General features: G+C 37.9%; 19 protein-coding genes. 7 read left to right on the forward strand and 12 right to left on the reverse strand.

The window, feature by feature from the left end; genetic code table 11:
* Positions 1-72 precede the first annotated feature (72 nt).
* Positions 73-213: a photosystem I reaction center subunit VIII gene (gene psaI, locus FJR11_RS15555; RefSeq protein WP_168505205.1), complete on the forward strand. Its 141-nt coding sequence runs from the start codon at positions 73-75 to the stop codon at positions 211-213.
* 182 nt (positions 214-395) lie between these two features.
* On the opposite strand, the gene FJR11_RS15560 is transcribed toward psaI, so the two are convergent.
* The gene (locus FJR11_RS15560) at positions 396-515 is read right to left on the reverse strand and encodes a photosystem II reaction center protein J (protein WP_071604787.1); all 120 of its coding nucleotides are present in this window, start codon (positions 513-515) and stop codon (positions 396-398) included.
* A gap of 30 nt (positions 516-545) precedes the next feature.
* Here FJR11_RS15560 and FJR11_RS15565 point away from each other — a divergent pair, with 30 nt between their 5' ends.
* Positions 546-710 (forward strand): hypothetical protein, encoded by a 165-nt coding sequence (locus tag FJR11_RS15565; RefSeq protein WP_168505207.1) that lies wholly within the window; start codon positions 546-548, stop codon positions 708-710.
* A 26-nt stretch (positions 711-736) separates the two neighbouring features.
* On the opposite strand, the gene FJR11_RS15570 is transcribed toward FJR11_RS15565, so the two are convergent.
* The 7 genes from FJR11_RS15570 to gcvT all read right to left on the reverse strand — a co-directional run bounded on the left by FJR11_RS15570 (position 737) and on the right by gcvT (position 4,653).
* The gene (locus FJR11_RS15570; RefSeq protein ID WP_084776858.1) at positions 737-856 is read right to left on the reverse strand and encodes a photosystem II reaction center protein L; all 120 of its coding nucleotides are present in this window, start codon (positions 854-856) and stop codon (positions 737-739) included.
* Between the two features lie 9 nt (positions 857-865).
* A complete protein-coding gene (gene psbF / locus FJR11_RS15575; RefSeq protein WP_010997987.1) occupies positions 866-1,003 on the reverse strand; it encodes a cytochrome b559 subunit beta in 138 nt (45 codons plus the stop codon).
* A 9-nt stretch (positions 1,004-1,012) separates the two neighbouring features.
* Positions 1,013-1,261, reverse strand: coding sequence for a cytochrome b559 subunit alpha (psbE, locus tag FJR11_RS15580; RefSeq protein WP_168505209.1), 249 nt, complete (start codon positions 1,259-1,261; stop codon positions 1,013-1,015).
* Between the two features lie 112 nt (positions 1,262-1,373).
* Positions 1,374-2,393 (reverse strand): photosynthesis system II assembly factor Ycf48, encoded by a 1,020-nt coding sequence (locus tag FJR11_RS15585; RefSeq protein WP_168505211.1) that lies wholly within the window; start codon positions 2,391-2,393, stop codon positions 1,374-1,376.
* Between the two features lie 74 nt (positions 2,394-2,467).
* Positions 2,468-2,812 carry a rubredoxin gene (locus FJR11_RS15590; RefSeq protein ID WP_168505213.1) on the reverse strand — a complete coding sequence of 115 codons (345 nt, stop codon included), beginning with the start codon at positions 2,810-2,812 and terminating at the stop codon, positions 2,468-2,470.
* A gap of 233 nt (positions 2,813-3,045) precedes the next feature.
* Positions 3,046-3,435, reverse strand: a complete 390-nt coding sequence (gene gcvH, locus FJR11_RS15595) for a glycine cleavage system protein GcvH (RefSeq protein ID WP_168505215.1) — start codon at positions 3,433-3,435, stop codon at positions 3,046-3,048.
* A gap of 81 nt (positions 3,436-3,516) precedes the next feature.
* Positions 3,517-4,653 (reverse strand): glycine cleavage system aminomethyltransferase GcvT, encoded by a 1,137-nt coding sequence (gene gcvT, locus FJR11_RS15600; protein WP_168505217.1) that lies wholly within the window; start codon positions 4,651-4,653, stop codon positions 3,517-3,519.
* Positions 4,654-4,797: 144 nt separating this feature from the next.
* Between gcvT and FJR11_RS15605 the strand changes: the two genes are divergently transcribed.
* The 5 genes from FJR11_RS15605 to phnE all read left to right on the forward strand — a co-directional run bounded on the left by FJR11_RS15605 (position 4,798) and on the right by phnE (position 9,851).
* Positions 4,798-5,295 (forward strand): pentapeptide repeat-containing protein, encoded by a 498-nt coding sequence (locus FJR11_RS15605; protein ID WP_168505587.1) that lies wholly within the window; start codon positions 4,798-4,800, stop codon positions 5,293-5,295.
* Positions 5,296-5,429: 134 nt separating this feature from the next.
* Positions 5,430-6,782, forward strand: coding sequence for a C1 family peptidase (locus FJR11_RS15610; protein ID WP_168505219.1), 1,353 nt, complete (start codon positions 5,430-5,432; stop codon positions 6,780-6,782).
* 356 nt (positions 6,783-7,138) lie between these two features.
* A complete protein-coding gene (locus FJR11_RS15615) occupies positions 7,139-8,113 on the forward strand; it encodes a phosphate/phosphite/phosphonate ABC transporter substrate-binding protein (protein WP_168505221.1) in 975 nt (324 codons plus the stop codon).
* Between the two features lie 99 nt (positions 8,114-8,212).
* The gene (locus tag FJR11_RS15620) at positions 8,213-9,001 is read left to right on the forward strand and encodes a phosphonate ABC transporter ATP-binding protein (protein ID WP_168505223.1); all 789 of its coding nucleotides are present in this window, start codon (positions 8,213-8,215) and stop codon (positions 8,999-9,001) included.
* A gap of 55 nt (positions 9,002-9,056) precedes the next feature.
* Entirely contained in the window at positions 9,057-9,851 is a 795-nt protein-coding gene (phnE, locus tag FJR11_RS15625) for a phosphonate ABC transporter, permease protein PhnE (protein WP_168505225.1), read from the forward strand.
* Between the two features lie 38 nt (positions 9,852-9,889).
* Here the strand turns inward: phnE and FJR11_RS15630 are convergent, their stop codons facing one another.
* From FJR11_RS15630 to FJR11_RS15650, 4 genes are all read right to left on the reverse strand, one after another.
* Complete coding sequence (locus tag FJR11_RS15630; RefSeq protein ID WP_168505227.1) at positions 9,890-10,699, reverse strand: alpha/beta fold hydrolase; 810 nt, start codon at positions 10,697-10,699, stop codon at positions 9,890-9,892.
* A gap of 95 nt (positions 10,700-10,794) precedes the next feature.
* On the reverse strand, positions 10,795-11,262 hold the full coding sequence (locus FJR11_RS15635; protein ID WP_174763060.1) for an NUDIX hydrolase: 468 nt from the start codon (positions 11,260-11,262) through the stop codon (positions 10,795-10,797).
* Between the two features lie 854 nt (positions 11,263-12,116).
* A complete protein-coding gene (argH, locus tag FJR11_RS15645) occupies positions 12,117-13,505 on the reverse strand; it encodes an argininosuccinate lyase (protein WP_168505231.1) in 1,389 nt (462 codons plus the stop codon).
* A gap of 70 nt (positions 13,506-13,575) precedes the next feature.
* Positions 13,576-13,848, reverse strand: coding sequence for a hypothetical protein (locus tag FJR11_RS15650; RefSeq protein WP_254444761.1), 273 nt, complete (start codon positions 13,846-13,848; stop codon positions 13,576-13,578).
* Position 13,849 lies beyond the last annotated feature (1 nt).

Raw genomic sequence — 13,849 nt, forward strand, 5'->3', positions numbered from 1 at the left:
TTCGCAAATTAGGGAGGATTTTGCAGTAAGCTCAATTTGAATTGTAGTAAGACTTTACAGGACTTTAATTCTATGTCAAGTTCATTTTTGCCTACTGTTTTGGCTTATTCCTCCTTTTTGCCTTCTATCTTCGTTCCCCTAACTGGCTTGGTTTTACCAGCAGTAATTTTCGCGTTTTTGTTTTCATACATTGAACGTGAAGATATTGCTTAATTAAGGCTAGGTAATTGGTCACTTAATTTTTTCACCGATTACTTATTTGAAAACAAACAAAACCGCCTATCTCACAGAGTTAGGCGGTTTTTATGGTGATGTTTGAAGCAGTAGTTCAGAAATGATAATCAAACAAAAATCTAGTCTTTTGTATTTCTAACTACTATCTTCTTCCTGTAGCATTACATTGAAGAACCAATGCCTGCGTAAGATCCATAAAAGAAAATACCTACAACAGTAATTACACCTAAACCTGCAATCGTAGCGACGACCCACAGGGGAATTCTTCCACTTCCAGACACAGTTTTTTCCTCACTTATAAAAATTGTCAGTTGTCAGTTGTCAGTTGTCAGTTGTCAGTTGTCGGTTGTCGGTTGTCAGTTGTCAGTTGTCGGTTGTCGGTTGTCGGTTGTCGGTTGTCAGTTGTCAGTTGTCGGTTGTTAGTTGTGACCTATTACCTATTACCTATTACCTATTACCTATCACCTATCACCTAACTAGCAACTGACGTTAAAAAGACCAGTTAGTTAAAGAAGTAACTGGAAAATAGAATTCCCAAAACAAAGACTAATAGTAGTCCTAGATAGAGAGAGGTACGGTTTAATTCAACCGGTTGTTGATTAGGATTAGGGCTTCTTTCCATGATTAACTCCTAGCGTTGAATAAACTGCATTGAGGCGATCGCGCCCAAAAAGAATACAGTGGGGACAGCTAAGGTATGAACCGCGATCCATCTGACTGTAAAAATAGGATAGGTAACTGGTTGATTGATGTTATTACCGCTAGTCATGATCTCAAATTACTTTCCAATAAAGGTTTCTACTTGTTTTTTGGCTTCAAAACGATTTTTCACAATTGGCACTTCTTGACGGACTTGAGTAAAATACTCATTAGGACGAGGTGTGCCAAACGCATCATAAGCTAAACCAGTGCTGACAAATAACCAACCTGCAACAAATAATGCGGGAATGGTGATGCTGTGAATTACCCAGTAACGAATACTAGTGACAATGTCAGAAAACGGACGTTCTCCAGTGGTACCTGCCATTTATTTCACTCCCTTATCAAAAACTATTATTGAGTTTATTATCCTACAAAGTTTAGACAGAGTTACAACTTACAACTTTACTTATGGTGAATACATCCATAGTTGGGTGTAATTACGCCGCTGGGGCTGCTGTTGCTTCTGTTTTGGGGTTATATTTCAGCAAAACGCCGCGATCTCCAATGATAAAGCCTTGATCAGGGCTAAAAAATACAATTTTGTAAAGATTAGCTGCAACTGTTTCGACATCACGGTCTTTTTCCCAAGTTTTACCACCATCAGCGCTGCGGAGTAAATTACCGCTACCACCACCGACCCAAATTTCATCAGGTGTCCGATAAGCTAAATCCAGTAAACCCCAACTTGTGGATAACTCTGGGTATTCTGCCTCTAACCACTCTTCAGGTTTAGTCGGATCACTAAACTGAACTTGGCCACCCCGTGCTAACAACCACAGTTGTCCATCGTTAGTAAAACCCATATTTTCTAAACGTCGGGAACTATTGCGATTATGGGGTTGCCAAGCATTTTGACCCGGTTCCCAAGTCGAGTAAAAACTACCTTTAGCAGAAACAGCGATATACTTACCATCAGGCGATCGCTCCAGGTTGCGAACTACACCAACGGCTGCTTCCAAATTAGCTTTCCAGTTTTGACCACCATCTGTGGTTTGATAAATTGCCCCCACATCAGTGGCCATTTCCGCCGTATTCTTAGCTATTGCGGTAATTGCAATGGGATTACCAGGTAACTTTTCGCTTAAAGCAATCCGTGACCAAGACTTACCCTCATCAGTAGTATGGAGTAGCAGAGAAGGTTCTCCCGCAATCCAACCTTCCTGTCCAGAAAAACTGACAGAGTTAAAACGGTATCGAGGATCATCCAATTCTAATTTTAGCGGTTGCCAAGTCACACCACCATCATTAGTTTCCAACAGAGTGGCATTACCACCCACTAAATAACCATGTTGGGAGTTATTGGTAAAGCCAATATCTAGCAATTTCGCCTTTGTTGGCACATTAATCACCTGCCAAGGATTGTTGCTGATAGAAGGAACACTACTACACCCTATACAGGCGATAACTACTATTAACGCGGCAACAAAACTTTGCCACTTTTTCAAAATTGATTGCATCAGTATTACTGAGGGTTTCCAGTTCAGGTTTAATGAGATTTTCGCCGAATTGCGGTAAATAAAGATAACGGTTTTTACTGTAGTCCGTAAAGACTAATAAAAAACAAAAAGCCCAGAGCTAAAGCCCCAAAAATCAAAATGTTCTTTTGGGTTGGTGTCAGGGTATTCACACCCAAACCGTAACCTAAGTTTTCTTTGAAACCAGACGCAGTACCCGCTGGTCCAATGTTCGCAAAAACAGTTTTCTTAGCTACACAAACTGGACAACGCCAATTTGTAGGTAGTTCGGCAAAAAGTGTTCCTGCGGGAACATCACTCTTGTCGTCTCCCTTCTCAGGTTCATAAACGTAACCGCAAGAGCGACACTCATAGCGGTCTAACACTGGAGTTTCCACAGCTTGTTCAGCTTGTTCACTCATAGCTCGTAGTCTCGCAGAGGGGAATTATTAAATATACGTTACAAATTATGACATAATTGTTAGACTTTTCGATCATTGATCGCAAAGTCACGCCCAGGGGAATTAAAAATTAAAAATAGCAAAGGACACTGTACAGGCTGTTTAGGAATTTTTAATTATTTATCTCACTTTTACACGTAGAGATGTTCGAGGGGAACGTCTCTACATTTTGAGTGATCTGAAAGTTAAATTATTTATTCACCGTCTACTAAAGCCCGATATTCATCTGCTGTCATGGCTTCCTCAATTTCACCAGCGTCATTAATACGCACTTTAATAAACCAACCTTCGCCATAGGGGTCATCAGCTACCAGTTCAGGGGAGTTTACTAAAGTATCATTTCGTTCTATGACAGTACCAGTAATTGGTGAATTCAGTTCTTCCACGGCTTTTACTGATTCAATTGCGCCAAATCGCTCTCCTAGAGTGATAACCTCACCAATGTCTGGCAGTTCCAAAAAAACAATATCACCTAATTGATCAACAGCAAATTCAGAAATACCGATAGTAGCAATTTCGCCATCTAGACGAGCATATTCATGAGAATCTAAGTATCGCAAATCCTGGGGATATTCAAAAGACATATCACTTTCTCTTCCACGTTAAAAAAATAGTGTTACCAGAGTAACCTAAAACACATTATTCCTCAAAAACCTTAAAAGTTATCAATTATTGACACGATTTTTGGAACGATAAAATGGGCGTTTCACAACTACAGCCGGATAGGCTTTGCCACGAATTTCCACTTCTAGCTGCTGTTTAAGGCTTGCTAACTGGGTGGGAACGTAAGCTAAAGCGATGGGATAACCAAGTGTAGGGGAAAGAGTACCACTTGTTACTTCTCCTACAATTTTATCCGATGATAATACGGAGTAACCATGGCGAGCAATATTCCGTCCTTGTGTTTGTAAACCTACTAGTTTACGGGACATTCCTTGGGCTTTCTGCTGTGTTAAAACTTCCCGCCCCATAAAATCACCTTTGGTATCCAAATGTACCAGCCAACCTAAACCAGCCTCTAGAGGCGTAGTGGTATCGTCAATGTCTTGCCCGTAAAGTGCCATTGCTGCTTCTAAACGCAGGGTATCTCTACAACCAAGTCCGCAAGGAATCACACCAACATTATATAAACTTTGCCACAAGTCTATACCTACTGAATAATCTACCATGACTTCAAAACCATCTTCGCCAGTGTAGCCTGTACGGGCGAGGAAGGCGGATTTTCCAAAAATAGGTGTTTCTAAATGCCCAAAAGCCTTGATTGATGATAAATCTGCTGTAACTAAGGATTGCAGATGACTAGTTGCTGTTGGGCCTTGAATAGCAATTAAGATTTTATCTCGTGAAAGGTCTTGAAATTGAACTACATCAGGATCAAGATGTGCCAATATCCATGTTTTATCTTTATCGGTAGTAGAGGCGTTGACGATGATTACTAACTTTTGCGTACCAGTGCTGTCTGTACCTTGGTAGTAAATAATAATGTCGTCAATAATTCCGCCCTGGGGGTTCAATAATACAGTGTATTGCGCCTGTCCAGGTTGTAAACGACTCAAATCTGAAGGAACTAAATACTCAAGTTGGGAAATCAGGTTTTTACCCTGGAGGGTAAATTTGCCCATGTGAGAAATATCAAACATCCCCGCAGTATTTCTGACGGCGTGGTGTTCTTGGGTGATACCGCTGTATTGTATGGGCATTTCCCAGCCCCCAAAGCTGGTGAATCTGGCTTTGAGTTCTACACCCATTTGATATAAAGGGGTTCGCGCCAGAGAATGGGAAGTATTTTCTTGATTAGCCACTGTTATTTATATTTACGGGGGATAGCACCTCAACATTTATCCATCCTACGAGATCACTGCTAATTTAGCAGAGAATTACTTCTGAGTCCCTCCTGCGGTTTAATGATTAATAGTGGAATTGTTGAGATTTATTAAGCAAAGATGATGAAGTATCGCCTAATATTGGCTAGTCTGATTTTAGCCCTAGTGTTGTTTGTTTTCCCCTTATCAGCACAAGCCGCAAGTTCTTCTAGTGTTACAAATTCTCTGATTAACAAAGGAGAGAGTGGGAAGGACTTTTCTGGTCAAAGTTTAATTGGAACTGAATTTACAAGTTTGAAGTTAGAGAATACTAACTTTAGTAATGCTGACTTGCGAGGTGCGGTGTTTAATGGTTCTTTGTTAGAAGGTGTAAATCTACATGGTATAGATTTTAGTCAGGGAATTGCCTATTTAACAAGATTTAAGAACGCTGATTTAAGTGATGCAGTTTTTATAGATGCAATGATGCTGCGTTCCACCTTTGATCAGGTTAATGTCACTGATGCGGATTTTACTAATGCAATTTTAGATATGATCCAGGTAAAAAAACTCTGTATTAATGCCAGTGGTGTAAATTCTAAAACTGGCGTAGATACCCGTCAATCCTTAGGATGTAAGTAAAAACCCTTACCCCCTTCCCTAATTAGAAGGGGCGTTAAGAATAATTTAGTAATTCTTAAATTGTTACATCTTCCCATAGACATAATTTATAATTTTTATACTTTTTGCTCTGTGGATAATCCACATAAAATTCTATGTCTAAAAAAGCTGTATTATCTTATGTCGTAGATCGGAATACAGGTTTATGGAAAGCATTAAGTGGTTGCAGTGCTTCCCAACAAGAAATATACGGTTCTGAAGTCTACAATACGGAACGATTTACAGAAGAAGAATTACCTCCACAAGTTGATCTCCGTCCTTTTATGACTCCTGTAGAAAATCAAGCAGGTGCAAATAGTTGTACAGCAAATGCCGTTGTCGGCGGGTACGAGTACGTTATGAATCGTGTCGGGCAAGAAGTTGATTTTAGTCGTCTTTTTGTCTATTACAATGCCCGATTACTAGGACTAGAACATTTTGGTCAAGATAAAATTCAAGACCAAGGAAGTAGCATTACTTTAGCATTAATGAGCTTAGAGAAAAAGGGCATTTGTCACGAATCAACTTGGGCTTATGAAGTTACAGAAAATGGTAAAGTTAAAAATGTCAACACTCAACCAATTCCTCATGCCTATAATGAGGCTTATGAACTCCTAAATATTCCCGATTTTCAATGGGAAACACCAGAACAAGTTCCTGTTGATCTCCATGCCATGAAACATTGTTTAGCAGAAGGCTATCCTTTTGTTTTCGGACTCACTTTATTTAAATCTTTTGATCGCGTTACTGGCAAAGGAAGAGTTCCCATGCCAGATTTAAACAGCGATGAAGGTAGAGAAGAACATGGTAAACACGCTATGCTTTGCGTAGGTTATAAAGATAGTGCTGAAGTCTTTATTGTTCGTAATTCGTGGGGTGAAGAATGGGGAGAGGAAGGCTATTGCTACATTCCCTATGAGTATATGACCAACCCAGATTTATGTTTTGAATGCTGGAAAATTAAAGGCACAACTGACTTTGATTTAACTGCGGATATTTGGGTTGAAGAAGACGAAGATTTTGATGAAGAATTCTATGATGAAGAAGACGAAGAAGCAACAGATAATTGTTATTTAACTCTAGTAGAATCCATTGCGGTAATTTGTTTGTATGGTGCGGCTGTAGATGGTTTATCTGATGAAGAGTCAGAGTTATTAACTGGACTTTATGAAAGCTATGAAATTGATACCGAACTTCTTGCCGAAAAAATCAATAGTTTGATGGAAATTGGGGGATTTGAACTTCTTTATAATGCGGCTGTGCAAATTATTCTGGCTGAAGATGCAGCAGAGGAAACTTTCCAAATGTCTGTTGAATTTGCTCTCGCTGATGAATGTTTTAGTGATGAAGAATACGAATACTGGACTAAGTTATCACAAGACTTAGAACTTGATCAGGATAGAGCGACAGAACTCTTTAATGAGGTTTTGGAAGAATATGATTATGAACCCTTTGATAGTCTTTTTTAATCTGGTTATCGAAGTATTAACCATGCTTTAATCACGAAAACACTGATTTATTAAATAAGTCGGTGTTTTCATTATTTCTAGTTAGGAAAAAAGGGAACACATATTGAAGAAGGAGTCAGGAGTCAGAATGAAGAAGAAATAGAATATCCTTATTCACTCTATAATTACATATTGTAAGTATAAAAAATAACATAATAACCTTTTGTGACTGTTCCTCGTTGCCAATTTTACAGATAGATTAAATTTTTTTTTCTTGCTTATTGACTTTTTTTCTTAAAAAGCTTACAGTCTTTTACGGTAATAGTTGCGAGTAATTTGCAAAAACAGTTAAAAATATCCTAATGGGAGTCACAAAAATGATAGTGAATAAAAAAAGCTTACGGGGAATTAGTGGAGGCTTATTAGCCTTATCAGGAATGGTTTTCAGCAGTTTTGCTCCTGTGCAACTAGCTATGGCTAACTCTCCCAAGAATCAACCAGCACCACGCTTAGTTGCTCAGAAAATGAGAACTTTAACTATAGTTTTTCCTACTCGTTCTGATTCTACTGACTTACAAAATAAAGCTAATAATGTAGCGGCTTTTTTATCTAAAGAGTTAGGTATGCCTGTCAAAGCGCAACTAGGTGATGAAACAGCCGCAGTAGAATCATTAAGAGCAAATCGCGCTGATGTAGCGTTTCTAAGCAGTCGTCCCGCTTTAAAAGCTGAACAATTAGCAAATGCTCGTTTATATTTAGCTGAAGTTCGTAAAAATTACTCTGGTAGATACACTTACAATTCTATTTTTGTTGTTCCTAGTAATAGCGCATTAAAAAGCAAAAATTCTCCAAAAGCAACCTTAGAACAACTCCGAGGAAAAACTATTGCTTTTACTTCTCCAACATCTGGTTCTGGGTTTATGTTTCCAGTCAGTGAGTTAGTAAAACTGGGTTTTGTTCCTAACAGTGATCGTTTAGATAACTTCTTTGGTAAAGTCAATTATGGTGGGAATTATAGTAAAGCCTTAGATGCTGTAGTTAGAGGTCAAGCTGATGTGGCTGTAGTCTCAGAATACGCGCTTTTTCCTCCCTATCTTGCGGCTGAAAATAGAGATAAAGTTAGGATATTACATAAAATTTCTGGGGTTCCGGCTCATGGAATTGCTATTGATGATGATGTCCCCGTTGTAATCAGAGAAAAGCTAATTAATGCTTTATTAAAGTTAAATAAATCACAAAATAACCAATTACTAACTAGTTTATATAATTCTACAGAATTGGTAAGAATTGATCATAATCGTCATCTCAGACCCGTGAAGGAAGCTTTGAAAAATGTGGGTATAGATCCATAATTTTCAACCAACAAGTTAGAATAGAGAATTTTAAAAAGCAGAAAACTCTCTATTCTGACAAGATTGTGATATGTAGATTAGTTTTTGATACAATTAGCTATGACTGTTTACTCTCAAACAAGTACCAATTCCTATTTATCTCAAAGTAACGTGAATTTTATTGAATGTTGTCATCTACAGACAGATTATATTTCATCTCTACAGCGTCCGATATTAAATGGTATTAATTGCCAAATTAATCAAGGTGAATTTGTAGTATTATTAGGATTAAATGGGGCAGGTAAATCAACATTATTAAAATCCCTTGTCGGTTTAGTACCCTTGGTTAAGGGAGAAATTCAAATTAATGGTGTTTCCGTAAATAATCAAAACTTACCGCAAATTCGTCGAGATGTGGGAATGTTATTTCAAGGAGGGGGATTAATTCGGCAATTATCGGCAATTGATAATGTATTATGTGGAAGATTAGCTGTTAGAAAAACAGGGCAAACTTTATTTGGATTTCCCCAACGTGATCGGATATTAGCCGGGGAATTATTAACACAATTAGGACTCAAAGAACAAGCATATCAAAAAATTAGTAAATTGAGTGGTGGACAACAGCAAAGAGTAGCAATTGCTCGCGCATTAATTCAATCTCCACAAATACTTTTAGCTGATGAACCCACAACAGGTTTAGATGTAATAGCCTCACAACAAGTAATGGCAACTTTAGCCGAATTACATCAACAAGGCTTAACTATCATTACCGTTTTACATGATCTAGCACTAGCTACAGAATACGCCCAAAGAGCTATTATTTTAGATAATGGCAAAGTAGTTTATGATGGCAAATGTGAAAATTTACCAGCTAAATTTTCTGATATGAGAGAACAGAATTTAAATTAGACGTTGAAAATATCAAACGTTCTTATATTTATTGAATACCTGAGTAATTTAACAAATGAAAAACATTTCTAATCTGCAAATTTTCCATCGTTATCCTTGGATTATTCCTTCCCTTATTTTCCTATTGATGATAGGAGTTTATATGTGGGCATTACAAGGATTAAAAGTTGATTTTGAATTATTAAAAGATAGCTTGCCTTTTATCACAGATTTTATTTCTCGGTTATTTCCTCCCAATTTGCAAGTTTTAGACATTGCTATTAAAGGATTGATTGAAACTATACAAATGTCTGTATGGGGAACATCTATAGGGGCAATTTTATCATTACCAATTGCCATCGCTAGTGCCAATAATATCGCCCCTTTGTGGTTAAGATGGATCGCAAACTTACTGCAAAATGCTGTTCGTTCCGTACCTTCAATTATTTTAGGTTTAATTTTTGTAGCTGCAACAGGTTTAGGCGCACCTGCGGGTACATTAGCATTATCAATATATACCATTGGTTATCTGGCGAAATTTTATCAACAAGCTATAGAATCAGTAGATAATAGTTCCTTAGAATCTTTACAAGTTATTGGTGCATCAAGAATTCAAATTGCCCAATATGGTATATTCCCACAAATATTACCTTTAGGATTAGGTTATACCCTGTGGATGTTTGAATATAACATTCGTGCTGCTTCCGTATTAGGAGTAGTTGGTGCTGGAGGAATAGGTTTTCAATTAAAAAGCTATATAGATGGCTTTGAATATACCAAAGCCACAACTATGATGTTAGTGCTATTAGTAGTAGTCACAGTTATTGATTGGTTTAGTAGTAAGTTGCGTCGTTATTTAGAGTCAATGTAGTTTGATGAAATTAAGATTTCATCATATTTTCTAACTAACTAATTACTGATAAAATCCCGAATAGCTTCAGCGACAACCCCAGTGCAAGATTCTGGTAAATTACTTTCCCCATGGGCAATGATATTTAACTTAATATCAGGAATTAGTCGAGCATAAGTATTGCTTCTCGATATAGCAACTGCGGTATCTTGTCCACCTTGCAAAAGTAAACAGGGAACCTTAATTTCCGGTAAGTGTTTATCTAATAATTCTGCTTCTATTTCTGGTTTTTTACGGTTAAATAGTAAATGACAAGCTGTAGAGGATTGTAACAATGTTTTTCTTAATTCTAAATCTCTAGTAATTTTTTCTTCCCAACCAATTAACTTAAGTATAGGAGTAATTAAGCGTAAAAATTTAATTATTAATGGTGAATAATTAAATAAGCGTCGTCTTTTTTGCCAATACTTTTCTTGTCCTTCCGCTGTTACTCCTTCTGGTGCTAACAGGATCAAACCATATATTTGCTCTGGATATTTTAAAGCATAACTAGCCGCAATCCAACCTCCTAGAGAATTACCAACTAAATAGACTTTTTCTAATTTTAAAGCTTCTAAAAAATTAGCTAAACACTCCACCTGCAAATCTATGGAATGGTGAATATTAGGATTTGCTGATTCACCAAAACCTAATAAGTCTGGTGTAAAACAATGGATATTTCCGGTCATTAATTTCATTGTTGATACCCATTCACTGCCATCATTCCATGCACCATGTAAAAAAACTATGGGGATTCCTGCACCAACTTCACGCCAAAACAATACCCCTTGAGAAAGCTTTCTTCGGGAGTTGCGAAATAAAATATTCATCTTCAGTTTACTAATTTACTGGTCTAAGTTTTGCAATTCCCAATTATAGATTTTGGATTTAATTTAAAAACCCAAAATCCTAAATTTTAAATCTTTTATGCCAGGGTTGTTAAGCCATTTAAGTAGTCTTTTAACTGACGAAAATGATCATGAGACATATCTGGTTTTGGCAAAGAACTAGGAGGGAAAGCTTGAATTTCTATAACTTCCAAAGGATCTTTGACAACCATTTGTCCTTGGACTTCAGCTTCAACAACAATACAGATAGAATGAATACGAGGATCACGGTTTGGTGAAGAGTAAACTCCTACTAAACGGCGAATTGTGACTAATTCTAGCCCTGTTTCCTCCATCAATTCTCGACGGACTGCATGAGGAACATCTTCTCCCCAATCAACCATACCACCAGGTAGTGACCAACGACCATCATCCTTTCTTCTAATTAGCACTATCTGACCATCAGGTAAAATAGGGATAATACTTGTACCAGTAATGGGATGGCGGAAGATAATACCCAGTACTGCTTGTCCAAAGTGCCATAAGCTACGTGTGGACTGAATCATTGGTGTAAAAAAAGCAAGAATTTTCAAGTTTCAAATTGCTTTGTTGTATTCTATATTTTCTTAACACTTGTATAGACTCAATTACTAAAATGATAATCAAGTTTTTATTTATACAAATATTTTTGTTTTGTTGATAATCCTAGAAATTTTTCTAGAATAAACCAATTTTAGCATCTGCTTTAAATAACGGCATTATTAGGATTAAAAGCAGCTTATATGGTGATGTAAATAATATTATCTCCGTTATTATCAATTATAAATACTAGAGTACGGACATAGATTCAGGAAACTTTTACTAATGATCTAAACTGGTAAGATGTATTACTGATATGTTAAAAAGGCAATAGGTAACAGAGAATAGGCAATAAATACGGATTGTCAACCTAAATTTAGGTTGACATTAAACTTTTTAGTACGATATAATGGTATGCTGTTTGAAGTGTATTGATTGCTGCACTAGGCTAAAAAAGTATATCTATAATATCGGTAGCTGATATGGCCTAAGTCATGCCTAGATGCCAATTTTTTGTTGTTTATTAATGAGGTAAGTATGGCAAAGCGCCGTAACCCGAAAAAAGAAAAGGCGCTACGGAACCAGGCTTATGCCCGGAAGTTTCGTAAACGGACCACCACAGGTAGAATGGGCAGACGATTCCAACAAAGACCGCCCAAGAGTGAAGAGGAAGAATCCACAGGGGCAGCAGCAATGGACGCTGCTGATTAATGTATCTGGTTAAATTTTACTCTTTCATATTCTGAATTTTTAGGGTGTACTCATGTACACCCTTACTTGTGTCAGTTGTCAGTTGGAAGAAAGAATGGAATTTCTCCCCTGTTCCCTGTTCCCTGCCCCTTTAATTGACATTGAGTCGAGTCCGGGCATTAACAATAGCTTGTCTAACTTGTACAAATCCTGTACCTCCGTAGCTGTTGCGGGCTGCAACTACTTGACGGGGAGATATTGCTTCATAAATATCGGCTGCAAATGCAGGATGAATTTCTTGCCATTCTTCTATCTGCAAATCTTTGAGGAGTTTACCAGCAGCAATACTGGTTTTGACGACTTTGCCCACAATGTTATAAGCTTCGCGGAAGGGTACACCCCGCGCGGCAAGATAGTCTGCGACATCAGTAGCGTTAGCAAAATCTTCTGTAACCGCTGTGGCTAATCGCTGATGACGAAATTCTAAACCTTCTTGCAGCAAAATTGTCATTGCTTCTAAACAGCCTTTGACGGTGTTTACGCTGTCAAATATGCCTTCTTTGTCTTCTTGGAGGTCTTTGTTATAAGCCAGAGGTAAACCCTTCATAATTACTAACATGGCTTGCAAATGACCAAATACTCGCCCTGTTTTGCCGCGGACTAATTCTGGTACGTCGGGGTTTTTCTTTTGGGGCATAATGCTAGAACCTGTGGCACAGCTATCTTTGAGGGTGATGAACCGAAATTCTTCTGATGCCCACAAAATTACTTCTTCAGAAAGACGGCTGAGGTGAACCATGATAATACTAGCAGCACAGAGAAATTCTATGGCAAAATCCCGATCGCTTACGCCATCCAAGCTATTATCATAAACATTGTCAAAATGCAATAAATTGGCTGCATAGTGGCGGTCAATGGGAAAAGTTGTTCCCGCTAAAGCACCACAACCCAAAGGGGAGATATTGACTCGGCTATAAACGTCTTCCAAGCGTTCCCAATCCCGTTGTGCCATCTGAAAGTATGCCAGCAAATGGTGGGCTAAACTCACCGGTTGGGCGCGTTGGAGGTGGGTATAGCCGGGAATTAGGGTTTCTACATTCTTTTCAGCTATATCAACTAAGACTGTCTGAAAACCCCGTAATAGCTGGCGGATTTGTTGAATTTGATCCCGGAGGTATAACCTCGTATCAGTCCCTACTTGGTCATTGCGAGAACGGGCTGTGTGTAGCTTTTTACCTACATCCCCGACAATTTCCGTAAGTCGTTTTTCTACGGCAAAATGGACATCTTCGGCATCAATACCCGGTTGAAATTGCCCTTGGCGGTATTCTTGTCGAACTTGTTCTAAACCTGTAGATAATGCTTCCCCTTCTGCATGGGAAATTATCCCCGTGTGAGCCAGCATTTTGGCATGGGCTTGAGAACCAGTAATGTCATATTCGATAAGTTCAATGTCAAAACTTATACTGGCATTAAAACGAGCGATAGCTGGATGCAGCGCGGACTCAAACCGCTGACTCCAAGTTTGTTTTTCGGTCATAAATCTGAAGGAAGAGGCAAAAATTATTTTTAGATTTTGAATCATTATCAATCCAAAATCTAAAATCACTTTAACTGTAACTAGTTAAACTTTTGAACATATAGCCAAGAACTACACCAATCAACAACGCCCAAATTTGCCCAGTTTTGACAAAATTATTCCAAGCAGCCTGCATTTGACCCACAACATCTGTTTCTGTTACCTGACCATATAAAAAGTAGTCGGTGTGATTACTAACAGTAAAATTGATATGAAAGTCTAAATTTCCTAAGACGAGGAATAGTGAATCGTTAAGGTGTTCCATGGGATAAATATCGTAATTATACGCAGTTCTTACTGTCATA

This window comes from Anabaena sp. UHCC 0187 (assembly GCF_009712035.1).
Taxonomy (GTDB): Bacteria; Cyanobacteriota; Cyanobacteriia; order Cyanobacteriales; family Nostocaceae; genus Dolichospermum.